Annotated in this window: 29 protein-coding genes; 16 read left to right on the top strand and 13 right to left on the bottom strand. The window is 70.4% G+C overall.

What is annotated here, in order from left to right:
* The first annotated feature begins 91 nt into the window (after positions 1-91).
* The 3 genes from ACIRR8_RS01700 (at position 92) to ACIRR8_RS01690 (ending at position 2,494) form a co-directional block, all read left to right on the top strand.
* Complete coding sequence (locus ACIRR8_RS01700) at positions 92-796, top strand: TerB family tellurite resistance protein (protein ID WP_404057822.1); 705 nt, start codon at positions 92-94, stop codon at positions 794-796.
* Between the two features lie 59 nt (positions 797-855).
* Positions 856-1,602 (top strand): DNA repair protein RecO, encoded by a 747-nt coding sequence (gene recO / locus ACIRR8_RS01695; RefSeq protein WP_404057820.1) that lies wholly within the window; start codon positions 856-858, stop codon positions 1,600-1,602.
* 61 nt (positions 1,603-1,663) lie between these two features.
* Complete coding sequence (locus ACIRR8_RS01690) at positions 1,664-2,494, top strand: isoprenyl transferase (RefSeq protein ID WP_404057818.1); 831 nt, start codon at positions 1,664-1,666, stop codon at positions 2,492-2,494.
* Between the two features lie 60 nt (positions 2,495-2,554).
* On the opposite strand, the gene ACIRR8_RS01685 is transcribed toward ACIRR8_RS01690, so the two are convergent.
* From ACIRR8_RS01685 to ACIRR8_RS01670, 4 genes are all read right to left on the bottom strand, one after another.
* Positions 2,555-2,989 (bottom strand): Fur family transcriptional regulator, encoded by a 435-nt coding sequence (locus tag ACIRR8_RS01685; protein ID WP_404057816.1) that lies wholly within the window; start codon positions 2,987-2,989, stop codon positions 2,555-2,557.
* A 65-nt stretch (positions 2,990-3,054) separates the two neighbouring features.
* Positions 3,055-3,954, bottom strand: a complete 900-nt coding sequence (locus ACIRR8_RS01680) for a metal ABC transporter permease (protein WP_404057814.1) — start codon at positions 3,952-3,954, stop codon at positions 3,055-3,057.
* A complete protein-coding gene (locus ACIRR8_RS01675) occupies positions 3,954-4,736 on the bottom strand; it encodes a metal ABC transporter ATP-binding protein (protein ID WP_404058683.1) in 783 nt (260 codons plus the stop codon). Before ACIRR8_RS01675 ends, ACIRR8_RS01680 begins: the two co-directional genes overlap by 1 nt.
* Positions 4,737-4,783: 47 nt before the next feature.
* On the bottom strand, positions 4,784-5,785 hold the full coding sequence (locus ACIRR8_RS01670; protein ID WP_404057812.1) for a metal ABC transporter substrate-binding protein: 1,002 nt from the start codon (positions 5,783-5,785) through the stop codon (positions 4,784-4,786).
* A 166-nt stretch (positions 5,786-5,951) separates the two neighbouring features.
* Here ACIRR8_RS01670 and ACIRR8_RS01665 point away from each other — a divergent pair, with 166 nt between their 5' ends.
* The 3 genes from ACIRR8_RS01665 to ACIRR8_RS01655 all read left to right on the top strand — a co-directional run bounded on the left by ACIRR8_RS01665 (position 5,952) and on the right by ACIRR8_RS01655 (position 8,053).
* A complete protein-coding gene (locus ACIRR8_RS01665) occupies positions 5,952-7,334 on the top strand; it encodes a glycine--tRNA ligase (protein WP_404057810.1) in 1,383 nt (460 codons plus the stop codon).
* Between the two features lie 115 nt (positions 7,335-7,449).
* Complete coding sequence (locus ACIRR8_RS01660; protein WP_404057808.1) at positions 7,450-7,653, top strand: hypothetical protein; 204 nt, start codon at positions 7,450-7,452, stop codon at positions 7,651-7,653.
* Between the two features lie 184 nt (positions 7,654-7,837).
* The gene (locus ACIRR8_RS01655; RefSeq protein WP_404057806.1) at positions 7,838-8,053 is read left to right on the top strand and encodes a DUF6243 family protein; all 216 of its coding nucleotides are present in this window, start codon (positions 7,838-7,840) and stop codon (positions 8,051-8,053) included.
* A gap of 91 nt (positions 8,054-8,144) precedes the next feature.
* Here the strand turns inward: ACIRR8_RS01655 and ACIRR8_RS01650 are convergent, their stop codons facing one another.
* On the bottom strand, positions 8,145-8,609 hold the full coding sequence (locus ACIRR8_RS01650; RefSeq protein ID WP_404057804.1) for a MarR family winged helix-turn-helix transcriptional regulator: 465 nt from the start codon (positions 8,607-8,609) through the stop codon (positions 8,145-8,147).
* Positions 8,610-8,639: 30 nt separating this feature from the next.
* Between ACIRR8_RS01650 and ACIRR8_RS01645 the strand changes: the two genes are divergently transcribed.
* Together ACIRR8_RS01645 and ACIRR8_RS01640 are read left to right on the top strand one after the other, a co-directional pair.
* The gene (locus ACIRR8_RS01645; RefSeq protein ID WP_404057802.1) at positions 8,640-9,704 is read left to right on the top strand and encodes a GNAT family N-acetyltransferase; all 1,065 of its coding nucleotides are present in this window, start codon (positions 8,640-8,642) and stop codon (positions 9,702-9,704) included.
* Positions 9,705-9,710: 6 nt separating this feature from the next.
* A complete protein-coding gene (locus ACIRR8_RS01640; protein WP_404057800.1) occupies positions 9,711-10,469 on the top strand; it encodes a formylglycine-generating enzyme family protein in 759 nt (252 codons plus the stop codon).
* Positions 10,470-10,484: 15 nt separating this feature from the next.
* Here ACIRR8_RS01640 and ACIRR8_RS01635 read toward each other — a convergent pair whose 3' ends face one another.
* Entirely contained in the window at positions 10,485-11,438 is a 954-nt protein-coding gene (locus ACIRR8_RS01635) for an SDR family oxidoreductase (protein ID WP_404057798.1), read from the bottom strand.
* A 287-nt stretch (positions 11,439-11,725) separates the two neighbouring features.
* Here ACIRR8_RS01635 and ACIRR8_RS01630 point away from each other — a divergent pair, with 287 nt between their 5' ends.
* Both ACIRR8_RS01630 and ACIRR8_RS01625 read left to right on the top strand, forming a co-directional pair.
* Positions 11,726-12,568 (top strand): helix-turn-helix transcriptional regulator, encoded by an 843-nt coding sequence (locus ACIRR8_RS01630; protein ID WP_404057796.1) that lies wholly within the window; start codon positions 11,726-11,728, stop codon positions 12,566-12,568.
* A 94-nt stretch (positions 12,569-12,662) separates the two neighbouring features.
* On the top strand, positions 12,663-13,391 hold the full coding sequence (locus ACIRR8_RS01625) for an alpha/beta fold hydrolase (protein ID WP_404057794.1): 729 nt from the start codon (positions 12,663-12,665) through the stop codon (positions 13,389-13,391).
* A gap of 13 nt (positions 13,392-13,404) precedes the next feature.
* Here the strand turns inward: ACIRR8_RS01625 and ACIRR8_RS01620 are convergent, their stop codons facing one another.
* The 5 genes from ACIRR8_RS01620 to ACIRR8_RS01600 all read right to left on the bottom strand — a co-directional run bounded on the left by ACIRR8_RS01620 (position 13,405) and on the right by ACIRR8_RS01600 (position 15,677).
* A complete protein-coding gene (locus tag ACIRR8_RS01620; RefSeq protein WP_404057792.1) occupies positions 13,405-13,983 on the bottom strand; it encodes a dienelactone hydrolase family protein in 579 nt (192 codons plus the stop codon).
* A 165-nt stretch (positions 13,984-14,148) separates the two neighbouring features.
* On the bottom strand, positions 14,149-14,574 hold the full coding sequence (locus tag ACIRR8_RS01615) for a hypothetical protein (RefSeq protein WP_404057790.1): 426 nt from the start codon (positions 14,572-14,574) through the stop codon (positions 14,149-14,151).
* Positions 14,571-15,017, bottom strand: coding sequence for a hypothetical protein (locus ACIRR8_RS01610; protein ID WP_404057788.1), 447 nt, complete (start codon positions 15,015-15,017; stop codon positions 14,571-14,573). The genes ACIRR8_RS01615 and ACIRR8_RS01610 overlap by 4 nt, the downstream gene beginning before the upstream one ends.
* A gap of 25 nt (positions 15,018-15,042) precedes the next feature.
* Positions 15,043-15,426 (bottom strand): hypothetical protein, encoded by a 384-nt coding sequence (locus ACIRR8_RS01605; RefSeq protein WP_404057786.1) that lies wholly within the window; start codon positions 15,424-15,426, stop codon positions 15,043-15,045.
* Entirely contained in the window at positions 15,423-15,677 is a 255-nt protein-coding gene (locus ACIRR8_RS01600; protein WP_404057784.1) for a hypothetical protein, read from the bottom strand. The genes ACIRR8_RS01605 and ACIRR8_RS01600 overlap by 4 nt, the downstream gene beginning before the upstream one ends.
* A gap of 115 nt (positions 15,678-15,792) precedes the next feature.
* Here ACIRR8_RS01600 and ACIRR8_RS01595 point away from each other — a divergent pair, with 115 nt between their 5' ends.
* The 4 genes from ACIRR8_RS01595 (at position 15,793) to ACIRR8_RS01580 (ending at position 18,100) form a co-directional block, all read left to right on the top strand.
* The gene (locus ACIRR8_RS01595; RefSeq protein ID WP_404057782.1) at positions 15,793-16,632 is read left to right on the top strand and encodes a Scr1 family TA system antitoxin-like transcriptional regulator; all 840 of its coding nucleotides are present in this window, start codon (positions 15,793-15,795) and stop codon (positions 16,630-16,632) included.
* Positions 16,629-16,838 carry a DUF397 domain-containing protein gene (locus tag ACIRR8_RS01590; protein WP_404057780.1) on the top strand — a complete coding sequence of 70 codons (210 nt, stop codon included), beginning with the start codon at positions 16,629-16,631 and terminating at the stop codon, positions 16,836-16,838. The genes ACIRR8_RS01595 and ACIRR8_RS01590 overlap by 4 nt, the downstream gene beginning before the upstream one ends.
* A gap of 135 nt (positions 16,839-16,973) precedes the next feature.
* Positions 16,974-17,195 carry a DUF397 domain-containing protein gene (locus ACIRR8_RS01585; RefSeq protein WP_404057778.1) on the top strand — a complete coding sequence of 74 codons (222 nt, stop codon included), beginning with the start codon at positions 16,974-16,976 and terminating at the stop codon, positions 17,193-17,195.
* 182 nt (positions 17,196-17,377) lie between these two features.
* The gene (locus tag ACIRR8_RS01580) at positions 17,378-18,100 is read left to right on the top strand and encodes a hypothetical protein (RefSeq protein ID WP_404057776.1); all 723 of its coding nucleotides are present in this window, start codon (positions 17,378-17,380) and stop codon (positions 18,098-18,100) included.
* A 100-nt stretch (positions 18,101-18,200) separates the two neighbouring features.
* On the opposite strand, the gene ACIRR8_RS01575 is transcribed toward ACIRR8_RS01580, so the two are convergent.
* Together ACIRR8_RS01575 and ACIRR8_RS01570 are read right to left on the bottom strand one after the other, a co-directional pair.
* Entirely contained in the window at positions 18,201-18,875 is a 675-nt protein-coding gene (locus tag ACIRR8_RS01575) for a DUF2238 domain-containing protein (RefSeq protein WP_404057774.1), read from the bottom strand.
* A gap of 221 nt (positions 18,876-19,096) precedes the next feature.
* A complete protein-coding gene (locus tag ACIRR8_RS01570) occupies positions 19,097-21,532 on the bottom strand; it encodes a tetratricopeptide repeat protein (protein ID WP_404057772.1) in 2,436 nt (811 codons plus the stop codon).
* 381 nt (positions 21,533-21,913) lie between these two features.
* Between ACIRR8_RS01570 and ACIRR8_RS01565 the strand changes: the two genes are divergently transcribed.
* Positions 21,914-22,345, top strand: coding sequence for a hypothetical protein (locus ACIRR8_RS01565; protein ID WP_404057770.1), 432 nt, complete (start codon positions 21,914-21,916; stop codon positions 22,343-22,345).
* A 77-nt stretch (positions 22,346-22,422) separates the two neighbouring features.
* On the top strand, positions 22,423-24,219 hold a 1,797-nt coding region (locus ACIRR8_RS01560; RefSeq protein ID WP_404057768.1), incomplete at its 3' end, for a tetratricopeptide repeat protein.

Here is a 24,219-nt window from a genome sequence, read left to right as displayed (position 1 = left end):
ACCTCCGCGCTACTGACGCCGCCTCGCGCATGTGGCTAACATCACGTCCAACACACGGCAATGTTGCCGGAGCGTTACGGAGGTGTGCGACGTGCGGTCAGTCAAAGGACAACGCGCTCTGAGGCCGGTCCTCTGCGGCATCCGCACGGTCTGGGACGCCGTCGGCGACGGCGCCTTCTTCTGCCCCGGCTGCGGCGGCGACCGCAACTACCGCCGCCTCACCGGCCGCCGCCGGCTCACCGTCCTCGGCATCCCGCTGGCCCGCCGCGGCGAGACCGGGCCCGTCGTGGAGTGCGCCGCCTGCCGCGCCCGCTTCGCCACCGACGCCCTGGACCACCCCACCACCACCCGGTTCTCCGCGATGCTCCGGGAGGCCGTCCACACCGTCACCCTGGCCGTCCTCGCGGCCGGCGGGGCCACCTCCCGTACGGTCCTGGACACCGCCGTCGGCATCGTCCGGGACGCCGGGCTCGACGACTGCACCCAGGAGCAGCTCTACACCGTGGTGGAGGTGCTCGCCGCCGACACCGGCTACGGCTCCCGGAGCGACCCGGCGGCCGAGGCGTGCGGCGCGACCCTCGCCATCGAGCTGCACGAGGTCCTGGCCCCGCTCGCCCCGCACCTGGCCGCCGCCGGCCGTGAGTCGGTCCTCCTCCAGGGCGCCAGGATCGCGCTCGCCGACGGTCCCTACAGCCCGGCCGAGCGCGAGGTCCTGACGACGGTGGGCGCCGCCCTGAAGCTCCCGGCCGACGACACCGCCCGCCTGCTCGCCGCGGCGGCCCGCACGCCCTCCTAAGGGCTCCCGAGAGGCGCACAGGCGTACGCCCCCGTCCGGGTGTGCGCGACAATGGCCCCATGAGCTTGTTCCGGGACGACGGCGTCGTGCTGCGTACGCAGAAACTGGGCGAGGCCGACCGGATCATCACGATCCTGACCCGTGGCCACGGCCGGGTCCGCGCTGTCGCCCGGGGCGTGCGCCGCACCAAGTCCAAGTTCGGTGCCCGCCTGGAGCCCTTCTCCCACGTCGACGTGCAGTTCTTCGCGCGCGGCAGCGAGCTGGTCGGCCGCGGGCTGCCGCTCTGCACCCAGAGCGAGACGATCGCTCCGTACGGCGGTGGCATCGTCGCCGACTACGCCCGCTACACCGCCGGCACCGCGATGCTGGAGACCGCCGAGCGGTTCACCGACCACGAGGGCGAGCCGGCCGTCCAGCAGTACCTGCTCCTCGTCGGCGGACTGCGCACCCTCGCCCGTGGCGAGCACGCGCCGCACCTGATCCTGGACGCATTCCTGCTGCGCTCGCTCGCGGTGAACGGGTACGCGCCGAGCTTCGAGGACTGCGCGAAGTGCGGGATGCCGGGGCCCAACCGGTTCTTCTCCGTCGCGGCGGGAGGCGTCATATGCGGTGACTGCCGGGTCCCCGGCAGCGTCGTACCCTCGGCACAGGCACTCGAACTGCTGAGCGCGCTGCTGAGCGGCGACTGGGCGACCGCGGACGCGTGCGAGGCGCGTCATGCCAGGGAGGGGAGCGGGCTGGTGTCCGCCTACCTGCACTGGCACCTGGAGCGCGGCCTGCGCTCGCTGCGGTACGTGGAGAAGTGACGCGGGCCCCAAGAGAGCGACGCGTTGTGTGAAGAAGTGACACAGGGAGACTGAGAACCTCATGGCAGTACGCGGGATCCTCGGCGGCCGTAACCGGCGCACGTACAAGACCCCCGAGCCGCACCCCTCGGGCGCGACGCCTCCGAAGATCCCCGGCGAGCTGGTGCCCCAGCACGTCGCCGTCGTGATGGACGGCAACGGCCGCTGGGCCAAGGAGCGGGGTCTGCCCCGCACCGAGGGCCACAAGGTCGGCGAGGGCGTCGTCATGGACGTGCTCAAGGGCTGCATCGAGATGGGCGTCAAGAACCTCTCGCTCTACGCCTTCTCCACGGAGAACTGGAAGCGCTCGCCGGACGAGGTGAAGTTCCTGATGAACTTCAACCGCGACGTGATCCGCCGCCGCCGCGACGAGATGGACGAGCTCGGCATCCGGATCCGCTGGGTCGGCCGCATGCCCAAGCTGTGGAAGTCCGTCGTCCAGGAGCTCCAGGTCGCCCAAGAGCAGACCAAGGACAACGACAGGATGACGCTGTACTTCTGCGTCAACTACGGCGGCCGCGCCGAGATCGCGGACGCCGCGCAGGCCATCGCCCGGGATGTGGCGGCCGGAAAGCTCGACCCGTCCAAGGTCAACGAGAAGACGTTCCAGAAGTACATCTACTACCCGGACATGCCGGACGTGGACCTCTTCGTGCGCCCCAGCGGCGAGCAGCGCACCTCGAACTACCTGATCTGGCAGAGCGCGTACGCCGAGATGGTCTTCCAGGACGTTCTCTGGCCGGACTTCGACCGCCGCGACCTGTGGCGCGCCTGCCTGGAGTACGCCCAGCGCGACCGCCGCTTCGGCGGGGCGCAGGAGGCGCAGGAGGCCGCGGAGGCCGCCGGGAAGTGACGTCGTAGGACGCAAGAGGGCCCCTGTACGCGTACAGGGGCCCCTCCTACGTTCGCGTGCTCACTTCTTGTTCGCGGCACACTCCGCACAGGTGCCGAAGATCTCCACGGTGTGCGCGACGTTCACATAGCCGTGCTGGGCGGCGATCATCTCGGCCCACTGTTCGACGGCGGGCCCTTCGACCTCGACCGCCTTGCCGCAGAGCCGGCAGACCAGGTGGTGGTGATGGTCGCCCGTCGAGCACCGCCGGTAGACGGCCTCGCCCTCGGTGGTGCGCAGGACGTCGACCTCGCCCGCGTCGGCGAGGGACTGAAGGGTCCGGTAGACCGTGGTCAGGCCCACGGAGTCGCCGCGGTGCTTGAGGACGTCGTGCAGCTCCTGGGCGCTGCGGAACTCGTCGACCTCGTCGAGGGCCGCCGCCACCGCCGCCCGCTGCCGGGTGGACCGGCCGCGTACCGGCGCTGCGTTCGTGCCACTGATCGGCGCCGTGGCCACAGGTGCCTCCTCGTGTCGCCCGTACATGTGTCGGGCCATTGTGCCAGCCCGCCCGGGCGCCGCACTCAAACGCGCAGGTCGTCCGTCCCCCGGCGGGCCGCCGGTACCTCCAGGGTGCACTCGGCCCCCTTCTCCTCGCTCGTCCGGGCCCGGCGCCGGGCGAGCGGAGCCGCGAGCGCGGTCAGGGCGACGAACACCGCGATGGCCAGCAGCACGATCGTCGCGCCCGGCGGAACGTCCTGGTAGTACGAGGTCACGGTGCCGGTCAGGGTCACGGTGGTGCCGATCACCACGGAGAGCACGAACGTCACCTTGAAGGACTTGGTGATCTGCTGCGCGGCCGCCACCGGCACCACCATCAGCGCGCTGACCAGCAGCAGCCCGACGACCCGCATCGCGACGGTCACCGTCACGGCGGCGGTCACCGCGATCAGCAGGTTCAGCACCCGTACCGGCAGCCCGGTCACCCGGGCGAACTCCTCGTCCTGGCTGACCGCGAACATCTGCCGCCGCAGTCCGACGGTGACCAGCACCACGAAGGCCGCCAGCACGCAGATCGCGATCACGTCGGACTCGGAGACGGTGGAGAGCGAGCCGAAGAGGTACGAGGTCAGGTTGGCGTTGGAGCCGGTGTCGGAGAGGTTGATCAGCATCACGCCGCCCGCCATGCCCCCGTAGAAGAGCATCGCCAGCGCGAGATCGCCGCGCGTGTGTCCGTACCAGCGGATCAGCTCCATGACGACCGCACCGGCCACGGCGACGGCGGTGGCCATCCAGACCGGGCTGGTGGAGAGCAGGAAGCCGAGGCCGACACCGGTCATCGCGATGTGCCCGATGCCGTCGCCCATGAGGGCCTGGCGGCGCTGGACCAGGTAGATGCCGATGGCGGGCGCGGTGATGCCGACCAGCACGGCCGCGATGAGCGCCCGCTGCATGAAGGGAGGGTTGAGGAATTCGAACAGCATCAGGTCAGCAGTCCCGTCCGTACGGGCTCGGCGGCCGCGTGGGGGTGTACGTGGTCGTGGCCGGGCAGCGCGTGCTGGCCGAGCGCCTCCGGCGGCGGCCCGTCGTGCGTCACGCAGCCGTCGCGCAGGACCACGGCCCGGTCGATCAGCGGCTCCAGCGGACCCAGCTCGTGCAGCACCAGCAGGACGGAGGTGCCGAGCGCCACCTGCTCGCGCAGCGTGGAGGCGAGGATCTCCTGGCTGGCCAGGTCCACCCCGGCCATCGGCTCGTCCATGATCAGCAGCTCCGGCTCGGCGGCCAGCGCGCGGGCGATCAGGACCCGCTGGTGCTGCCCGCCCGACAGGGCGCTCACGGAGTCCTTGGCTCGATCGGCGAGGCCCACCAGCTCGATGGCCCGCTCCACGGCCGCCCTGTCCGCCTTCCTGGGCCACCGCAGCCGCGTCACCGCCAGCCGGCCGGAGGCGACGACCTCGCGGATGGTGGCGGGGACCCCTCCGGCGGCCGTGGTGCGCTGCGGCACGTAACCGATCCGGCCCCACTGGCGGAAGCGCCGCAGCTCGGTGCCGAACAGTTCGACGGTGCCGCCGGTCAGCGGGACCTGGCCGATGGCGGACCGTACGGCGGTGGACTTGCCGGAACCGTTGGCGCCTAGCAGCGCGACGACCTCGCCGCGGCCCACGGTGAGGTCCACGCCGCGCAGCACGGGCCGCGCGCCGAGGGTGGCGGTGGCGCCGCGCAGGCTGACGACGGGCTCGCGGGTGGTGCTCTCACGCTCCGGCATGAGCGCCTCCGATCCGATGGTCCTACGAGTGAAGCGGGTCGTGCGGGTCACTTCGCGCCGAGCGCCTTCTGCAGCGCGGCGAGGTTGGACTCCATGACCTCGATGTAGTCAGCGCCCTGGGACTTCTTCGTGATTCCCTCCAGCGGGTCCAGGACGCCGGTCTTCAGCCCGGTGTCCTTCGCGAGGGTCTTCGCGGTCCTGTCGCTGGCGAGCGTCTCGAAGAAGACCGTGGTGGCCTTCTCCTTCTCCGCGATGGTGTGGATCTCCTGGATGCGGGCGGGGCTCGGCTCGGCCTCGGGGTCGATGCCCGCGATGCCCTGCTGGGTGAGCCCGTAGCGCTCTGCGAGGTAGCCGAAGGCGGAGTGGGTGGTGATGAAGGTCTTGGTGGCGGTGTTCTTCAGCCCGGTCTCGTACGCCGTGTTCAGCTTGTCCAGCTCGCCGACCAGGGCCTCGGTGTTCTTCTTGTAGTCCGCGGCGTGGTCGGGGTCGGCCTTCTCCAGGGACTTGCCGACACCCTTGGCGACCTCGGCGTACTTCACCGGGTCCAGCCAGATGTGCGGGTCGGCGCCGCCCTCCTCGCCGTGGTTGTGGCCGTCGCCCTCGGAGTGCTCCTCATGGCCGTGCTCTTCTTCGCCCTCGTGGCCGTGGTCGTGGCCGCTGACCTCGGCTCCGTGGTTCTCCAGCGTGGTGAGGGTCGCGGCGTCGACGGTGTTCTTCACACCCGACTGCGCAATCGCGTCGTCCACGGCGGGCTGGATGCCCTTGAGGTAGAGCACGTAGTCGGCCTCGCTGATGGAGCCGATCTGGCGCGGGGTGAGCTCCAGGTCGTGCGGCTCGACGCCCGGCTTGGTGAGGCTGGTGACGGCGACGTGCTCGCCGCCGATCCGCTCGGCCAGGAACTGCATCGGGTAGAACGACGCGGTCACCTTCAGCTTGTCGCCGTTGCCCCCGTCCGCTGCGTCGGAGGTGGAGCAGGCGGAGAGAGCGGTCAGACCGAGGACGACTGCTCCGGCGACGGCAGTGGTGGGTATCAGGCGGCGTACGTTCATGACAGTCATTTTCAACAAAACTGGAAACGATTGTCAACAAGGCAGATGAGATGCCCGGAAGATCACGAGGTGATGAGGCGGAGGCCCTGCGGATTTGATCCAGGGGGTGCGCCCGCCGGTAATCTGAGGCATTCGCCGTTCGTCATCGTCGTATGAAGAGAGCACCGTGGCCGCCGACAAGATCGACACCATCGTCAGCCTGAGCAAGCGCCGTGGCTTCGTCTACCCCTGCAGTGAGATCTACGGTGGTCAGCGCGCCGCCTGGGACTACGGGCCGCTGGGCGTCGAGATGAAGGAGAACCTGAAGCGTCAGTGGTGGCGCTACATGGTCACCGCGCGCGAGGACGTGGTCGGTCTCGACTCGTCGGTCATCCTGGCGCCGGACGTCTGGGTCGCCTCGGGCCACGTCGCCACCTTCTCGGACCCGCTGACCGAGTGCACCTCCTGTCACAAGCGCTACCGCGCCGACCACCTGGAGGAGGCGTACGAGGAGAAGCACGGCAAGCCGCCGGTCAACGGCCTCGCCGACCTCAACTGCCCCAACTGCGGCAACAAGGGCACCTTCACCGAGCCCAAGCAGTTCTCGGGCCTGCTCTCCACGCACCTCGGCCCGACCCAGGACTCCGGCTCGGTGGCCTACCTGCGTCCCGAGACCGCGCAGGGCATCTTCACCAACTTCGGCCAGGTGCTGCAGACCTCGCGCAAGAAGCCGCCGTTCGGTATCGCGCAGATGGGCAAGTCCTTCCGGAACGAGATCACTCCGGGAAACTTCATCTTCCGGACGCGTGAGTTCGAGCAGATGGAGATGGAGTTCTTCGTCAAGCCGGGCGAGGACGAGGAGTGGCAGCAGTACTGGATGGACCAGCGCTGGAACTGGTACACCGACCTCGGCATGCGCGAGGAGAACATGCGCTGGTTCGAGCACCCGAAGGAGAAGCTCTCCCACTACTCCAAGCGCACCGCGGACATCGAGTACCGCTTCCGCTTCGGTGGCAGCGAGTGGGGCGAGCTGGAGGGTGTCGCCAACCGCACGGACTACGACCTCAAGGCGCACTCCGAGGCCTCGGGCACCGACCTCCAGTACTACGACCAGGAGGCCAACGAGCGCTGGACGCCGTACGTCATCGAGCCCGCGGCCGGTGTCGGCCGCGCGATGCTGGCGTTCCTGCTCGACGCCTACGTCGAGGACGAGGCGCCGAACGCCAAGGGCGTCATGGAGAAGCGCACCGTGATGCGTCTCGACCCGCGCCTGGCCCCGGTCAAGGTCGCCGTCCTGCCGCTCTCCCGCAACCCGCAGCTCTCGCCGAAGGCCAAGGGCCTGGCGACCGACCTGCGGAAGAACTGGAACATCGAGTTCGACGACGCCGGCGCGATCGGCCGCCGCTACCGCCGCCAGGACGAGATCGGCACGCCGTTCTGCGTCACCGTCGACTTCGACACCCTCGACGACAACGCGGTGACCGTGCGCGAGCGCGACACGATGAAGCAGGAGCGCGTCTCGCTGGATCAGATCCAGGCGTACCTCGGCGCCCGCCTGGTCGGCTGCTGACAACTCCCGTACGTGCGCCCGCAGGCGCGTGAGGCCCCCGGTTCCGGGTACGGAACCGGGGGCTTCGTCGTACGGTCCACCGGAGCCTCTCCGCCGCCGTCCCGGGAGGTACGCGATGCCGTCGATCACCACCAGCAAGGTCACCAGATGGGACCAGCACGGCCGTGAACACGTCGTGCGGGTGCGGAAGTCGGGCATCGCGCGCGAGCTGACCTGCGCCACCTGCGGCTGGCGCCGCTCGGCCCAGTTCCTGCCGTGGCTCAAGGCCCAGGAGCACCTGACCGAGGCGCACCAGGCGACGGTGGACCCGATGGCCTGAAAACCGGGTGCGGGGCGCTTCGGGGGCGCGGTACCGTTCTGGGCATGTCTTCGTTCTTCCAGATCTACGAGTGAGAGCGCGGCGGGTGAGTGAACCCCCGCCGCCACGAGGACCGGCGCAGACCGGCCCTTCGACCCTTCCTGACGCACTTCTCACTTCTCATCACCACGAATGGGAGAACGCCGTGGCCAAGAGCCGCAACAACCTCCTCGGCGTCGGCGGACAGCGCAAGAAGCTGTCCCGCGCCGAACAGCAGGGCGCGGGTTCCGCGCGAGGCGCCGACCGCAAGGCCGCCGAGGACAAGAAGCAGGAGCTGGTACGCAAGATGCGCGAGCGCGCCGAGGCCCAGGCGGCCACGACCGCCGAGCCGGCCGAGCAGGACGGCTCCGCGCAGAGCTGACACGTAAACACGTACGACGGTGGGCCCGGATCATCCGTGATCCGGGCCCACCGTCGTACTCCCGGAGGCCCACCGCGCTTTCCCCAAGGCCCTACCGCTCGTCGATGAGCTTCCGCGCGATCGCGCCGAGGGCCGCGAGCTCCTCCGGGGTCAGGCGGTCGACGAAGTGGCGGCGTACGGAGGCGACATGGGTGGGAGCGGCGTCGCGCAAGGTGTCCCAGCCGGTCGGGGTCAGGATCAGGAGGCAGCCGCGGCCGTCGGCCGGGTCGGGCGCGCGGCGGAGGAGTTCGCGCGCCTCCATGCGGGAGGCGTGCCGGGAGAGGCGGCTGCGTGACCAGCCCATCTTGGCGGCCTGTTCGTGCAGCGTGCTGGTGCCGTCCGGGCGCTCGGACAGTGTGCTGAGCACTTCGTAGTCCGGCTCGGAGAGACCGACTGCGGCCAGGTCCTGCGCGGTGCCGACCTGGACGGCGGTGACCATGCGGTGGTACGCGCGCCAGGCGCGCTCCTCGTCGGCGGAGAGCCAGTCGACCGGGGGCTCCAAACTATTCGTTGACATGTAACCAACCTACCGGCTAATTTCGTTTCCATGACAACGAAGCGGCTGCGCATCCTCGTCCTGACCTGCTCCACGCGACCCGGCGCGCTCGGCCCCGCCGTCGGCCGCTGGCTGACCGACACGCTCGCGGCCGACGCCGGGCTGCTCGGCGCGGACCTCGTGCCCGTGGCGATCGGCGATCTGGACCTGCCGTTCCTGGACGAGGAGGAACACCCGTCGAGCGGCGTCCACCACCACGACCACACCCGCCGCTGGAGCCGGATCGTGTCCGAGGCGGACGGCTTCGTCCTCGTGACCCCGGAGTACAACTACGGCATGCCGGCCACGCTCAAGAACGCGCTCGACTACCTGAGCCCGGAATGGGCCTGGAAGCCGGTCGGCTTCGTCAGTTACGGCCACACCTCGGCCGGCACCCGCGCGGTCCAGCACGCCAAGCAGGTGGTGACCACGCTGCGGCTGGTCCCGCTCGGCGCGACCGTCGCCCTGCGGATCGCGGACGCGCTGCGGGACGGCCGCCTGGAGCCCGAGGCACGCCACGCGGACGCGGCACAGGGCCTGTTGGCGGAGCTGGTACGAGCGGCCCGCGCTCTGGCCCCGATGCGCGAGCGCGAGCACGCGGCCTCCGTCGCGGGCCCGCTGCCGGGCTCGTACGCGCGTCGGCTCGGCCCGGACGACGCCGCCGAGGTGACTGTGCTCCAGCGCTGCTGCTGGATGGAGGAGGCCCTCGCCAACGACACGCTGGCCATCCCCGCGCTCCACGAGTCACCGGCCGACGTACGCACCTGGCTGGCCGACTGGGACACCACGGGCCTCTGGCGGGACGGCCGGCTGCTCGGCATGGTCCGCACCCGCCGCACCGGCACCGACCTCCACGTCGGACGGCTCGCCGTCGCTCCCGACCTGCGCGGCCTCGGCGTGGGCCGCTGGCTGCTGAGCCGGGCCGAGTCCACGGCAGAGGAAGGCGACCGCATCGTCCTGTCCACCGGTGCCGCCAGTCACCGCAACATCGCTCTCTACGAGCGGCAGGGATACGCCGTGCTGCCCGGCACCTGGGAAGAGGGCGTCGTGGACCTGGTCAAGCCGGTAGCGGCCTGAACGACGATGCGTGACGGAGGAGAAGAAGAAGTGGATCAGGTGGACTGGATCGACATCCCGGCCGGGCTCGTGCGTCGCGGCACGCCCGCCGGCGAGATGGCGGCCGTGGCCCGGCGCTACGCGGACACGCACGTGCCGGAGGCCTGGTACCGGAAGGAGGCCCCGCGTACGGAGATCCACCTACCGGCCTTCCGGATCGCCCGGACGGCGGTCACCGTCGAGCAGTACGCGCTCTTCGCGGCCGACACCGGCCGGCCGGCGCCACGGGGCCCGGCGGACCATCCGGTCATCGGGATCGCCTGGGAGGACGCGACGGCGTACTGCCGGTGGCTCGGAGAGCGCATCGGCGGTGAGGTGCGGCTGCCGACGGAGGACGAGTGGGAGCGGGCCGCCCGGGGTGACGACGGCCGGGAGTTCCCGTGGGGCGACGAGTACCGCACCGGGCTGGCCAATCTGGTGGACCTCGGCGTCGGCACCACCACGCCGGTCGGCTCGTTCCCGGACGGCGCGAGCCCCTTCGGCGTGCTGGACATGGCGGGCAACGCCGACGAGTGGACCTCCACGCTCTACGCCCCGTATCCCGGCGCGCCCGACGACGTACCGGTCACCGAGGACTGGGCCTTCGACCGGCACATCACCCGGGGCGGTGCCTTCCGCCACGACCGGGACCTGGCCCGGTGCGCCCGGCGCCACGGCGCGTACGAGGAGGACCTGGCGGCGATCGGCGTGGGCTTCCGGCTCGCGGCCCCACCGGCCGCCGCGTAGCCGTGCAGGTCGGCCCTACCGGCCGGCCAGGTCCGTGAACCGGACCCCGGTCAGCTTCTCCGAGACCTCCCAGACCCGACGGGCCTCGTCGGTGCCGGTGAGCCGGGAATAGAGCTTCTGCTCGGCCGGCGCACCGCCCATGTGGCCGGGCCCCTTGGGCCCGTAGAGGGCGCCGCCCCGGGAGTCGGGCGCGGTCGCCGCGTACAGCGCGGGCAGTTGGGCGCTCTCCACCGTGCCGACCAGGATGCCGCGCGCGGACAGGAAGCGGATCAGCCGCACACCCAGGGTGTCCTTGGCCCGGCCCATCTCCGGCCGGGCGGCGAGCAGGCTCGTCGGAGCGATACCCGGGTGGGACAGGTTGCTGGTGATGCCCCAGCCCTCGGCCCGGCTGCGGCGGTCGAGTTCGAGGCCGAAGAGCCCGAAGGCGATCTTCGACTGGCTGTAGGCCTTCATGCCGTTGTACGAACGTTCCCAGTTCAGGTCGTCCCAGTTGATCGCGTTCTGGTTGGCGGAGACGCTGATCTGCGAGGTCACCCGGGCCTGCCCGGCCCGCAGCAGGGGCAGCAGCCGGCCGACGAGGGCGAAGTGGCCGAGGTGGTTGGTGCCGAACTGCGTCTCGAACCCGTCGGCGGTGGTCTGCCGCTCGGGCGGGGTCATGACGCCCGCGTTGTTGACCAGCAGGTGGATGGGCCGGCCCTCGCCGGCCAGGGAGTCGCCGAGCGCGGCGACCGAGTCCAGCGATGACAGGTCGAGCGAGCGCAGCGACACCCGGGCGCCGGGAGCCTGCCGTTCGATCGCGGCGAGCGCCTTCTCACCCTTGCCCTGGTTGCGGACGGGCAGGACGACCTCGGCACCGGCGCCGGCGAGGCGGGCCGCGATACCGAGCCCGATGCCGTCGCTGCCGCCGGTGACGACGGCACGCTTGCCGGAGAGGTCGGGGAGGGTGAGGTCGGGGGTCTTGCGGGGCATGGTGATCACTCCTCGTGGGGTCCGTGAGGCCGGGTCGCTTCCACGGTGACGCCGTCGCCGCGGCCTATCCAGGGCCTGCCGATCCGCTGATCGGCGGCCCGCTGTTCGACCGGCGAGGCGACGTTACGTTCCGGGCGCCGCCGCACTCCGGGGACGCGCCCGGCCGTATGGGGGGATCGACGATCCGTGGTTGGTTCGGCCGCCGGACGCTACAAAGGAGGTGAGGGCGGACGACCGGGGGCGGGGCGGACGACCGGGAAGACGAAGACACGGACCGGAGGAGAACAGTGGAGATCGACCGCGCAGGCCTGGCGGCCTTCCTCCGGCACCGCCGGGAGCTGCTGCAACCCGAGGACGTCGGACTCCCGCGCGGACAGCGCCGCAGGACCGGCGGGCTGCGCCGCGAGGAGGTCGCCGTGCTCTGCCACATGTCGACCGACTACTACGCCCGGCTGGAACGCGAACGCGGACCGCAGCCGTCGGAGCAGATGATCGCCTCGATCGCGCAGGGCCTCCATCTCTCCCTGGAGGAGCGCGACCACCTGTTCCGCCTCTCCGGTCACACCCCGCCCGTCCGGGGAACGACCGGTGAGCACATCAACCCCGGCCTCCTCCGCATCCTCGACCGGCTGGACGACACCCCCGCCGAGATCGTCACCGAACTGGGGGAGACCCTGCGGCAGAGCCCGCTGGGCGTCGCCCTCACCGGCGACACGACCCGCTACGCGGGCTTCGACCGCTCCATCGGCTACCGCTGGTTCACCGACCCCGACACCCGCTCGATGTATGTGGCGGACGACCATGACTTCCTCTCCCGGATGTTCGCCTCCGGCCTGCGCGAGCTGGCCACCCTGCGGGGCGCCGGCTCCCGCGCGGCCCACTGCGCCGAGCTGCTGCTCGACCGGAGCGAGGAGTTCCGCCGCCTGTGGGACCGGCACGAGGTCGGCATCCGCCCGCACGAGGTCAAGCGCTTCATCCACCCCGAGGTGGGCGTCCTGGAACTGAACTGCCAACGGCTGCTGGACCCCGACCAGTCCCACAGCCTGCTCGTCTACACGGCGGCGCCCGGCAGCGAGAGCTACGACCGGCTGCGGCTGCTGTCGGTCATAGGGGCACAGGCGATGACCTGACCCGCCCCGAGCCGTCCTGTCGTCCCGTCCGCGCGGCGATCGGCGCCCTAAGGTGCAGACGGGGGGTGCGATCGGGCGAATGAGGCGGTCTGTCATGGGGACCTATGTGCTGGTCCACGGAGCTATGCACGGTGGCTGGTGCTGGCGGTCCGTCCGTGACCTGCTCTCCCGGGCCGGCCATCAGGTCTTCACGCCGAGCCTGACCGGCCAGGGCGAGCACGCCCACCTGCTCGGCCCGGACGTCGGCGTCGCCACGCACGTGGAGGATGTGGCCGCTCTCCTGCGCTACGAAGACCTCAGCGACGTGCACCTGGTCCTGCACAGCTACGCCGGTGTCCTGGCGGGCCCGGTCGCCGAGCGAGCGGCCGGTCGCCTCGCCTCGGTCACCTTCCTCGGCGCGTTCCTCGTCCGGCCGGGCGAGTGCCTGCTGGACGTCGAGCCGCCGGAGACGGCCCAGCGGTACCGGGCACTGGCAGCAGCGGGCGGGGAGGGCTGGTTCCTGCCCGCCGACGCCTCCTTCCTCGCCCAATGGGGCATCACGGACGAGGAGTTGGCGGCCTGGGTGGCGCCCCGCCTCACCGCCTTCCCGTTGCGCTGCCAGACGGACGCCGTCGACTTCGACCCGGCACCGCTCGCGGCCCTGCCCGCGTCCTACGTACGCCACACCCGGCCGCCGCTGCCCAGCCTCGAACGGTCCGAGGACCGGGCACGAGCCCACGGCTGGGACGTCCACTCGCTCCCGACCGGCCACGACATGATGCTCGAAGCACCGGAGGCCACCGCGCGCCTGCTGACCGGTATCACCGGCTGCGAGGAGAGCTGACCGGGCGGCAGGTCTATCGGAGACCGTTCAGGAACTGGACAACTCGCCCCAACAACAGGTCGGCCGCGGCCGGGACGTAGGACGGGAGCGAGGAGTCGGCGAACAGGTGCTGGTCGCCGGAGTACACGAACAGCTCGGCACCCTCGGTACCGGCGGTCAGCTCCTTCGCGGCGTCGAGATCCCCGTCACCGGCGAAGAAGGGGTCGCCGTCCATCCCGTGCACCTGCACCGGAAGACCGGTCGGCCAGGCCTCGCCGAACTCGGTCACCGGCAGACAGGAGTGGAACAGCAGAGCCCCCTCGGCGCCCTCCCGGGTCTGGGCCAGACGCTGCGCCGGTACGACGCCGAGGGAGAACCCCGCGTAGACCGGTCGGCCGCCGAGCCGGTCGGCGGCGGCGACCCCGCGTTCGGCGATGGTGGAGAACCCGGTCCGGCTCGCGTGGGCGATGCCCTCCTCCAGCGTCCCGAAGACGTGCCCTTCGTACAGGTCCGGGACGTGGACGGTGTGCCCTGCCCGTCGCAACTCGGCCGCGAAGGCCTCAACACCCGGTGTCAGGCCCTGCGCGTGGTGGAACAGCACAACTTCCGCCATGGTGTGCTCACTCTCTGAACGGACCAAAAGTATGGATCGATCGATGATGTTCGTTCGATCGAACCATGCCGAGCAATAAGCCTGACTACGACCTCGAAGAGACGATCGAGCTCACCACCACCGGGCAGGTGCGGGCCATCAGCGACCCGCTGCGGAACACGATCCTCAGGACGGGCCCCCGGTCCCGTCCTGATCACCCTCTCCACCGACGTCTTTGCCCCTGAACTCCGGGAACGGCTCCGGATGCTGGCGGGCGAGGAGCCGCGTGATGGCGTCGTCGGTGGGGTCCGTGACGAGCCAGCTGTGGGCGGAGGGGTGCGCGGCGAACAGCTCGCAGGCCTCGTTACGGGGGTCGAGCGCGGGACACCAGGGGAGCGGGGCGAGGGCGGCGAGCCCGGAGCCCTTCCAGCGGACCCAGACGCCGCTTCCGGGCCGTCCGCCCTCGTCCCAGAGCAGGGCGGCGTGCCGGTCGTCATGGTCGCCGCCGAGTTCGCACAGGACATGGCCGGTCTCGGGCCGTTGTCCGGGAGGAGCGAGGGCGACGAGGTGGTCCGGGGGCGGGAGAAGGGCGACGGCGGTGCACTGCTTCATGGCCGGTGGCGCTTTCGTGGGTCGTCGGAGGTGTCGTCGTCATCGCTGCCGGTACCGGCCGATCCGGCGACGAGGTCCCCGAGGGGGTCCGCGATGTCCCAGGAGTGGCCGGCGGTGTGGCCGTTGAAGAGTGAGCACCGCAGGATGGCGGCGGTGCCCAGGTGCCGGAGGACGGCCGGACACCAGGGCGCGGTGATGATGCGGTGGGTGCGGTCGGTGCCGGAGCCGGTCCAGTGGAACCAGAGCGCGGGGCGGTCGGGATCCTCGGCGGGGGCCAGGAGCGCGGCGTGTTCGGCGCGGTCGTCGTGTTCGCCGAGTTCGCACAGCACGTGGTGGTCGATCGTGAAGTCGTCGGGCAGGGTGTCGGGCCCGTAGGGCATGGTGACGAGGGCGGTGAGCACCTCACTGCGAGGGGTCAGGGTCACGGCGGTGCACTGCAGCACGGAAGCCTCTTCTGCGGAGGGGGAGTTACGGCGGGACGGCCGGGGCGGTGTGCCATCCGGCGAGGGTGACGCGGAGGCCGACGGCGGGGTCGGCGACGGTGAAGCGGAGGGGTAAGCCCGCTTCCAGCGTCCGTATCGCCTCGTCCTGGCGGTACGCGTCGGTGGCCCAGCACCGCAGGCTCTCGGGTGCGTCGGTGCCGTGGAACAGGACGGCCCGTACGTCGGCGGTGGGCAGCCGCAGCGCTTCCCGTTCCAGGGCCGCGCGGTCGCCGTGGGCGTTGGCCAGGCGGAGGGCCTGGCGCCGGAGCCAGAGGAGGACGAGGCGCCGGTTGCGTACGGCGACGGCGCCGAGGGAGGCGTACCGCCGGGCGTCGGACACGGTGACCTCGGCGGCGAACGCGCCGCTCACAGCACCTCACCCCGGCTGCGGGCGTTGGCCCGGGCGGTACGGGCGCGAATCTGCTCCATCGGGAGCGCGGGGCGTACGTGCCGGGGGTCGGCCTCCCACTCGCGCCCGCCGCCGATGGGCCGGAGGGACCAGCGGGTGCCGGCGACGCCACGGAACTCGCCGACGCGGTCGTTGCGGCTGGTGTCGACCAGAGGGGTGTTCGGGGCGGGTGGGTCAGGAGGTTCTTCCTGGTGGCTCGCACAAGAGTCCATGGCGTACTCCTTCGCTCCGTTCTGTAGCCGTTCGGCTACCGGGGCGATTCAGAGTGACCTACCGTAAAGAGCCCTTCAACTGAGGGAATCTGAAGGAAGAGTAGGAAGTCCGGGCATGGTCAACATCAAGCAGCTGAACCCCGCCAGCAGCCCGCAGGCGGCCTTCGGAGCGCGTCTCCGCAGGTTCCGGGAGGAGCGGGGGTGGACACAGGACGCGCTGGCTCCGAGGATCGGGTACTCCAGTCAGCACATCTCGGCCGTGGAAACTGTTCGCAAACCGCCGTCCCTTCCGTTTTCGCGGAAGTCCGACCTGGCATTTGGTACGACCGGCACGGCCGACTCCTTCGAGCGTGAGTACATGGAGCTGCGGAACGGCTCGCTCAAGGAGGGCTTTCCGGAGTACGCGGGGTACGAGGGTCGTGCGGTTGAGCTCCGGATCTACAACCTCGGTCTCATTCCTGGGCTGTTACAGACACCGGACTACGCGCGGGCTGTGGCCTACGGGCACGTGGAACGAGGCTCCATCACGTACGAGCAGGCCGACGAGGGCGTCGCATTCCTGGCGCAGCGTCAGGAAGCGCTGGTGCGTTCGCAACCGCCCATGGTGTTCGTCGTCATGGACGAGAGCTGTCTCCATCAGGCTGTCGGCGGCTCGGAGGTCATGAACGCCCAGCTCCGACGGTTGGAGGAGATGGCCGCGCGCCCCAACTGGATCATCCAGGTGGCGCCGTTCAGCCTGGGTGAGCGCAGGGCGTTCTTCTTGCCGGTCAACCTGCTGACCATGGCCGACCGGTCCATCGTCGCCTACGCCGAATCGCAGGCGCAGGGGTATGTCGAGCGCGAAACGTCGCTAGTGGCACCCATGTTCACGGCCTACCATCAGATGCAGGGCGAGTCGCTGTCGAAGGCGGCGTCTGTGGCCAAGATCAGCAAGTTGCGAAAGGGCACCCTGTGAAGACCGAATCCCCCCGTTGGTTCAAGTCCTCGTACAGCGACACCGGCGGTGACTGTGTCGAGGTGGCCGCCAACCTGGTCGCCTCGCAGGGCATCGTCCCGGTCCGCGACTCCAAGGTCGTCGACGGCCCGGTCGTCGACGTCCGTGCCGCCGCGTTCTCCGCGTTCGTCGCCGGCGTGCAGGCCGGGATGTTCAACGCCGCCTGACGGGAAGACCCTTCCGAGCACCGCCCCACTCTGTCCCGCGCAGGGTGGGGCGTTCTGTCGCCCGGGGCCAAGGCACTCTGGCAGCGGTCTGCTGGCTCATGCATGGTGGAACTTCCGGCGACAGAAGGGCACTTCATGATCGCCGAGCAGCACCCGCAGTGGTTCACGTCCTCGTATAGCGACAACGGCGGCAACTGCGTCGAGGTCGCCGTCAACCTGGCCGCTGCGCGTGGCATCGTCCCGATGCGTGACTCCAAGTGCGTGGACGGCCCGGCGGTCGACGTCCGTACGGCGGCGTTCTCCGCGTTCGTCGCAAGCGTGCAGGCCGGGACGTTCGACGCCGTAGGAAAGCCGTGAGGCGAGGAGTCCGTACGCGTACCGGCTGAGCAGCCCCCGCGTCGGCCACCGTGGCCGAATTCCGCCTCTTTCCTGGGGACACCGGGAAATTGATAAATAGGTGAGTGATCTTCCGCTTTTGCTGGGTAGCCGGGCTCATGAGGGCCCGGGGAGGCCTTCCATTATTTCCGGGAGGGAAAGCGATGAAGAAGGTCATCCTGGCCGCGGTTTCGGTGTCTTTGGGCGCGACGGCACTGGTGGGGTGTGGCGGTGAGAGTTCCGACGACGCGTTCGAGGGAAAGAGCGCGGACACCATCGCGGCGGAGGCGGTCAAGGCGACGCGTGACGCGAAATCCCTGCGGATCGTCGGAAAGGCGAAGCAGCCCGGCGGCAACGAGATCAACCTCGATTTCCGCGTGGACGACCAGGATCTCTGTAAGGGCACCATGACCGGACAGGGGGCCAAGGCCGATGTCATCCAGGTCGGGCAGAGCGTCTACGTGCGGGGCGACGAGAAGTTCTGGCAGAACACGCTGAAGGGCAAGCCCGGCACCGAGAAGGTGGTCCAGCAGGTGCAGGACAAGTGGGTGGTCTCCGATTCGGCGCAGGCCGGGGCGGAGGGCATGTGCGACAAGCAGGCCGCCCTCGCCATGCTGGACAGCGACAAGTCCGAGCGCAAGGGAATGAAGAAGGGCAAGACCACGGAGGTCGACGGCACGCCGGCGCTGATCCTGGAGAAGAAGCAGGAGAACGGCGAGAAGATCACCATGTACGTGGCCACCGAGGGCGAGCCCTACGTTCTCAAGGCGGTGTCCGAAGGTGGCGACGTGCCGAGCGAGACGGTGCTGAGCGAATACAACAAGAAGGTCGACGCGCAGAAGCCCGCCGCCGGGGACGTGGTGGACCTGAAGAAGATCAACGCCTGACGCATTTCTGTTCTTGGGCTTCCGGTCGGCAGGAGAGTTTTCCGGACGCCGAGAAAAGGGGGTTCTTCCACCGGCCGGTGGAAGAACCCCCTTTTTTCTCTCAGCTCTCGGCCGTCCTCTCACGGCTCAGACGGATGAGGGACCGGTCGTGGACACGGCTGAGGAGCAACAGGGCGCAGACGGCGCCGATGAGGGCGCAGAACATGTCCCACTGGGTGTCCCAGACGTCTCCTTGCGTGCCGAGGAAGGCCTCCGCGGCCTGGCCGCCGGTGACAGCCGCCAGCCACTCCAGCATCTCGAAGACGGCGCTGAAGGCCAGGCAGGCGCAGACGGTGAGCGGGGCGAGCCAGCGGCTGCCGCGCAACGGGGAGGTGCGGAGGAGGAGTTCGCGCACCAAGACGGCCGGGACGAAGCCCTGCACGAGGTGGCCGAAGCGGTCGTAGGGGTTGCGGTCCCAGCCAAGCCAGTCGCGCACCCAGTCCCCGGCGGGCACCTCCGCGTAGGTGTAGTGGCCGCCCACGATGAGGACCAGGGCGTGCGCCGCCAGCAGCCCGCACAGCAGGCCGCTCAGCGGGAAACGGTGGCGCAGCAGGATCGCCAGCGGCAGCCCCACCATCACCCACACCGTCTCCAGCAGCCAGGTCGTCGGATCGGCCGCGCCGAACCACGATGCGACGAGCGCCGCGCTCACTCCGACGGCGAGGAGGGCCGGCAAACGACGCCGGGACGACAGACTCAGGGCCGGCGTCGGGGCCGGGGCGGGGTGGGCACTCATGGCCTGCTCCTCGTGTTCGGTGCGGGTCCCCACTCTCGGGCCCGGCCGGAACATGGCTCATGAGTACGTGTACTCAAACCCTCCTGGTCTTCTCCCCACGGAACCGTTCGGTGACCTTCTCCCTGAGGAACACGGTCGTCTCCGGCGGCGAGACGACGAACCTTCACTTGCCCCGCCCTCGGAGCGAGGGTGCGAAACAAGCGCGTGCGGAGGGCCTGAAACTAACGGATAGTCGAGTTGCCCGGGTTCCTCCACATTGAGAGAACCTCGCGCGCGCTCACGGTGTCGGGGTGGTCCTCACCGAGCAGCCGCTCACTGTCGGCCACCACCCGCTCCAACAGCTCGATCGCTTCCCCGGTCCGCCCTGCCTGCCCGTACGAGACGGCGAGGTTGGCCCGGGCCAGCACGGTATCGGGGTGGTCCTCACCGACCAGCCGCTCCCGGTCGGCCACCGCCCGCTCCAACAGCTCGATCGCTTCCCCGGTCCGCCCTGCCTGCCCGTACGAGACGGCGAGGTTGGCCCGGGCCGTCACGGTGTAGGGGTGGTCCTCACCGAGCAGCTGCTCCCGGTCGGCCACTACCCGCTCTCCGATCGCGATCGCTTCCCCGGTCCGCCCTGCCTGCCCGTACGAGACAGCAAGGTTGGCCCGGGCCAGCACGGTATCGGGGTGGTCCTCACCGAGCAGCTGCTCCCGGTCGGCCACCACCCGCTCCTCGATCACGATCGCCTCCCTGATCCGCCCCGCCGCCCTGTACGAGACGGCGAGGTTGGCCCGGGCCTTCACGGTGGAGGGGTGGTCCTCACCGAGCAGCTGCTCCCGGTCGGCCACCGCCCGCTCCAACAGCTCGACTGCCTCACCGGTCCGCCCCGCCTGCCAGTACGAGACGGCGAGGTTGGCCCGGGCCTTCACGGCGGAGGGGTGGTCCTCACCGAGCAGCCGCTCCCAGTCGGCCACCACGCGCTCCAACAGCTCGATCGCCTCCCCGGTCCGCCCTGCCTGCCTGTACGAGACGGCGAGGTTGGTCCGGGCCGTCATGGTGGCGGGGTGGTCCTCGCCGAGGCGTTCCCGGCTGGCGGTGGCCATGGCTTGCCAGTAGGTGCTGGCGGGGGCGGCCAGGCCGGTGTCACGGAGGCTGGTGCCGGCCCGGAACAGGACCGGATGCCCGTCCGGGTCCCAGAGGGTGTCGGGGGCATGGTCGGCGAGTGCGTCGGTGTTGGCACGCAGGACGGCCGCGAGGTCCGGACGTACCTGGTCCACCTCCGGCCACACCTCCAGCAGCGCGTCGGCCGCCGCCTTGGCTGCCCGGGCGAACTCGTCGGCGGTGAGCGACTCCCGTACCGCCCGCGCCGTCAGAGCGTGCATACGCACAGCCCGCGGTTCCGCACGCTGGTCATAGGTGATCAGCGCATACCGGTCAAGAAGACGAAGCACGGTGTGGATCTGGTCGAGTGCGGCCTGCGCCTGGGAGGTGTCTGGGCGCGGAGTGACGTGGCTGAGGGCAGCAGAAGCGGTCCAAAAGGCACGCGGGTGGCCTGCGGGGTCGAGGAATGCGGTGAGGTTGAGGACAGAGCGGGCGAGGGGGCCACGGGAGTCGCGGTCGATGGCTTCGAGGGCGAGGAGAAGGGTGGCAGCGATCTCCCGGCCGTAGCCCTCGGCGTCCGCCGTGTCGGGCAGGGCGTGTTCGAGTCGGGTCCGGCGGAAGTGGGCGAGGTACTGGGTGCACGTGAGGTCTTCGTTGACCATGTACGCGGCGGCGTGGCTCAGGGCGAGGGGAAGATGGCCGAGGGCCTGGGCGAGGGCAGGAGCCTGATCGTCGAGGAGGTGGGCGGTGCGGTCGTGGGCGAGTCGCAGGGTCAGGTAGGCGACGGCCTCCTCAGGGGTGTAGACATCGACGTCGATACGGGTGCGGTTCCCACCGGTCAGACGGGCGTCTTTGAGGCGGGTGGTGGCCAGGACATGGCCGGTGCCGGTGCGGCTGGTGGGCCACCAGGGGGTGATCTCCGCAGGGTCGGTGATGTCGTCGAGGACGACCAACCAGCGGCGGTCGGTGGTGGCGAGCCAGTCGAGCAGGGCGCGGGCGTCGGATTGCGGGTCTTTGCCGGTGGCGCCGGGCAGATGGATGCGGGCTGCGGCCTGCGCGTACTGGGTGATGACCTGCTGCTGCTCGGTCGCGGTCACCCAGACCACGAGGTCGACGCTGTCGGTGACGGCGTCGGCGGCGCATGCGGCGGCCAGCTGTGTTTTGCCGACACCACCCCCGCCGGAGAGGACCTGGGTGAGGACCACGGTCGTGGTGCGGGCGCGGGCGGCATCGATGTGTCGGCGCAGTGCGCTGCGGGGCTGGAAGGCCGTGGCGAGTGCCGGTACGGGGCCGACTTCTACCGGCCAGAGCACCTCGCCGCTCGGGCTCGTCGTGTGGTGAGTGTGTTCTTCGTGGATGTTGTAGACGGTGTTTCCTGTACCGACGGCGCTTCCGTCGGTGTTCCCGCCGATGGCGATGCTGTCGCTGGCTGCGGAAACATTCGGGTGCAGGGGGGCGTGGGCGCGGCTGTCCTCGGAGACAGGAGCGTGCGGGGGTCGGCTGGCGGCGGCCGTGGTGTTCTCGTCGGGAGCGGGGTGCGTAGGGCGGCTCCAGGGCCAGCCCTGGGGGCTCACTGGTCGTCTCCGACGATGCGGGCGGGTGTTCCGGCCCCGCTCCGCATCGGGCTTGTCGTGGTGACGTGCGTGCAGATATCCACCGTCTGGTGCCCCCTGGATGGCCTGGCTACGGTCCGCCGCACCGAGGACTGGCGCGCGGCGTCTGGGTCCGGACGGATGCCTCTGAACGTAGCGTTCTTCGCTTGGCCGTTCCACCTGATCGCCGCAGTCCGAACCGGCGGTCCGCAAGGATGGTCAGAGGGGGTCTTTCTGGCCGGTTCCTATGAACTTGCCGTCGTCAGGCCGCTACGGTCGCACCAGAACTGACGGGGCATCGGAGTGCGGGCCGCCCCCGGATCCAGAGGTCCGAACGGCCCGACGCGATAAGGAGGGTGGCTGATGGCGGTGACGGGGGCAGCTCGGGTGTGGGTATGGGTGACCGCGGTGATCACGAGCCTGATGTCGGTCGGCCTGGTACTCCTGGCTTGGCTGGGGGATCTCGACACTGCGGGGCAGGCCGCGACCGTGGCCGGGGCAGTCGTCGCCCTCGCCGCGCTCCTGGTCTCGGTCATCGCACTGGTCCGCACCGGTAGCGGCGGCCCCGGTGGCGGCGGCCGTCGGGTCTCTGCCGACCAGGGAAGCATCGCCGTGGGCGGCAACATCACCGGATCCGCCGTGGGTAAGAACGCCAAAAGGACCGGCCCGTCCACGTCCCCACCGCCTGCGGCCACCCCGCCCGCCAGGAACGACGACGTGAGCTCAAGGCGCGGCGGCATCGCCACCGGCGGCGACGTCACCGACAGCGCCCTGGGCGAGGGTAGCGAGCGGTGACCTGGCCGGGCAGACGGCGCCGGAACACCCCGACCGCGACCGGCCCCCTTCCCCATCAGAGGGCTGACCCGTCCCCGGTGTCCGCAGGCAACGGCGGCATCGGCGTCGGCGGAAACGTCGAGAGCAGCGCTGTCGGACCGCACAGCACCGTCAACATCGGTGAACAGCACTTCCACACCCTCACCAGCAGGGAAGAAGCCGTGTCCTGGCCGGTGGTGGTGGGCACCGTTCCCGTACTGGCGACGGCTTTTCAGCCACGCAGCACCGTGCGCCGTCAGGTCAACGACGCCCGTGACCACGGCCACGCGGCCGTCCTGACGAGCGACACCACGACCACGCGAAACCGTGGTGAAGAAGCCGACCCCTCGCCCCGGCCGACCGCGCCGCTGCCGGTGCAGGTGATGACCGGCGGTGGCGGGGTCGGCAAAAGCCAGCTTGCCGCCGACTACGTCCGCACAGCTCTCACCGACGGCACGGATCTGGTGCTGTGGGTACCCGCCACCGACACCCAGCAGATCCTCACCACCTACGCGAAAGCCGCCCACCGTGTCCGCGCCCCCGGCCTCACCGGGACGGACCCGCAAGCCGACGCACAAGTCTTCCTGGACTACCTCGCTACCACCGACCGCCGCTGGCTGGTCGTCCTCGACGACATCACCGACCTCGACACCATCGAGCCCTGGTGGCCCGACAGCCACCGCTCCACCGGCTGGGTCCTGGCCACCACCCGCCTCAAAGACCCCCGCCTGACCGGCGGGAACCGCACCCGTATCGACGTCGATGTCTACACCCCTGAGGAGGCCGTCGCCTACCTCACCCTGCGACTCGGCCACGACCGCACCGACCACCTCCTCGACGATCAGGCTCCTGCCCTTGCGCAGGCGCTCGGCCATCTTCCCCTCGCCCTGAGCCACGCCGCCGCCTACATGATCCGCGAGAGCACTACCTGCACCGCCTACCTCAGCCAGTTCACCCAGCGCGCCGCACATCTGGACGAACTCCTGCCGCACTGGGCGGACACCGAAGGCTACGGCCGGGAGATCACTGCCACCCTTCTTCTCGCGCTCGAAGCCACCGACCGCGACGCCTGCGGCCCCCTCGCCCGCTCCGTCCTCCACCTCATCGCACTCCTCGACCCGGACGGCCAACCCGCCAGCCTGTGGACCGCCCCCACCCTTACCACCCACCCGGACACCAGCCATGACACACAAGCCGTGCTTCGTCTTCTTGACCGGTATGCACTGATCATCTATGACCAGCGTGGGGAACCGCGGGCTGTGCGTATGCACGCTCTGACGGCGCGGGCGGTACGGGAGTCGCTCACCGCCGACGACTTCGGCCGGGCAGCCGGGGCGGCGGCCGACGCGCTGCTGGAGGTGTGGCCGGAGGTGGACCAGGTACGTCCGGACCTCGCCGCTGTCCTGCGTGCCAACACCGACGCACTCGCCGAGCACGCCCCCGACACCCTCTGGGACCCGGATGGGCATCCGGTCCTGTTCCGGGCCGGCACCAGCCTCCATGACACCGGCCTGGCCGCCCCCGCCATCACCTACTGGCACGCCATGGCCGCCACCAGCCGGCAACGCCTCGGCGAGGACCACCCCGACACCGTGACGGCCCGAGCCAATCTCGCCTCCTCGTACTGGCGGGCGGGGCGGACCGGGGAGGCGATCGAGTTGTTGGAGCGGGTGGTGGCCGACCGGGAGCGCCTGCTCGGTGAGGACCACCCCGGCACCGTGACGGCTCGGGCCAATCTCGCCTCCTCGTACTGGCAGGCAGGGCGGACCGAGGAGGCGATCGCGATCAAGGAGCGGGTGGTGGCCGACCGGGAGCGGCTGCTCGGTGATGATCACCCCGATACCGTGACGGCTCGG

The sequence above is a fragment of the Streptomyces sp. NPDC101178 genome, assembly GCF_044767965.1.
In the GTDB taxonomy this organism is placed as follows: domain Bacteria; phylum Actinomycetota; class Actinomycetes; order Streptomycetales; family Streptomycetaceae; genus Streptomyces.
Note: the sequence above shows the minus strand (reverse complement) of the source record. Positions and strands in the feature narration are given on the sequence as shown.

Coding starts and splice junctions, on each gene's coding strand:
- ACIRR8_RS01620 (WP_404057792.1), bottom strand. CDS start 13,983: ATGGCGGAAGTTGTGCTGTTCCACCACGCGCAGGGCCTGACACCGGGT.
- ACIRR8_RS01645 (WP_404057802.1), top strand. CDS start 8,640: ATGACAACGAAGCGGCTGCGCATCCTCGTCCTGACCTGCTCCACGCGA.
- ACIRR8_RS01625 (WP_404057794.1), top strand. CDS start 12,663: ATGGGGACCTATGTGCTGGTCCACGGAGCTATGCACGGTGGCTGGTGC.
- ACIRR8_RS01635 (WP_404057798.1), bottom strand. CDS start 11,438: ATGCCCCGCAAGACCCCCGACCTCACCCTCCCCGACCTCTCCGGCAAG.
- ACIRR8_RS01675 (WP_404058683.1), bottom strand. CDS start 4,736: ATGCCGGAGCGTGAGAGCACCACCCGCGAGCCCGTCGTCAGCCTGCGC.
- ACIRR8_RS01575 (WP_404057774.1), bottom strand. CDS start 18,875: ATGAGTGCCCACCCCGCCCCGGCCCCGACGCCGGCCCTGAGTCTGTCG.
- recO (WP_404057820.1), top strand. CDS start 856: ATGAGCTTGTTCCGGGACGACGGCGTCGTGCTGCGTACGCAGAAACTG.
- ACIRR8_RS01595 (WP_404057782.1), top strand. CDS start 15,793: ATGGTCAACATCAAGCAGCTGAACCCCGCCAGCAGCCCGCAGGCGGCC.
- ACIRR8_RS01580 (WP_404057776.1), top strand. CDS start 17,378: ATGAAGAAGGTCATCCTGGCCGCGGTTTCGGTGTCTTTGGGCGCGACG.
- ACIRR8_RS01660 (WP_404057808.1), top strand. CDS start 7,450: ATGCCGTCGATCACCACCAGCAAGGTCACCAGATGGGACCAGCACGGC.
- ACIRR8_RS01650 (WP_404057804.1), bottom strand. CDS start 8,609: ATGTCAACGAATAGTTTGGAGCCCCCGGTCGACTGGCTCTCCGCCGAC.
- ACIRR8_RS01565 (WP_404057770.1), top strand. CDS start 21,914: ATGGCGGTGACGGGGGCAGCTCGGGTGTGGGTATGGGTGACCGCGGTG.
- ACIRR8_RS01640 (WP_404057800.1), top strand. CDS start 9,711: ATGCGTGACGGAGGAGAAGAAGAAGTGGATCAGGTGGACTGGATCGAC.
- ACIRR8_RS01680 (WP_404057814.1), bottom strand. CDS start 3,954: ATGCTGTTCGAATTCCTCAACCCTCCCTTCATGCAGCGGGCGCTCATC.
- ACIRR8_RS01615 (WP_404057790.1), bottom strand. CDS start 14,574: ATGAAGCAGTGCACCGCCGTCGCCCTTCTCCCGCCCCCGGACCACCTC.
- ACIRR8_RS01585 (WP_404057778.1), top strand. CDS start 16,974: ATGATCGCCGAGCAGCACCCGCAGTGGTTCACGTCCTCGTATAGCGAC.
- ACIRR8_RS01690 (WP_404057818.1), top strand. CDS start 1,664: ATGGCAGTACGCGGGATCCTCGGCGGCCGTAACCGGCGCACGTACAAG.
- ACIRR8_RS01670 (WP_404057812.1), bottom strand. CDS start 5,785: ATGAACGTACGCCGCCTGATACCCACCACTGCCGTCGCCGGAGCAGTC.
- ACIRR8_RS01600 (WP_404057784.1), bottom strand. CDS start 15,677: ATGGACTCTTGTGCGAGCCACCAGGAAGAACCTCCTGACCCACCCGCC.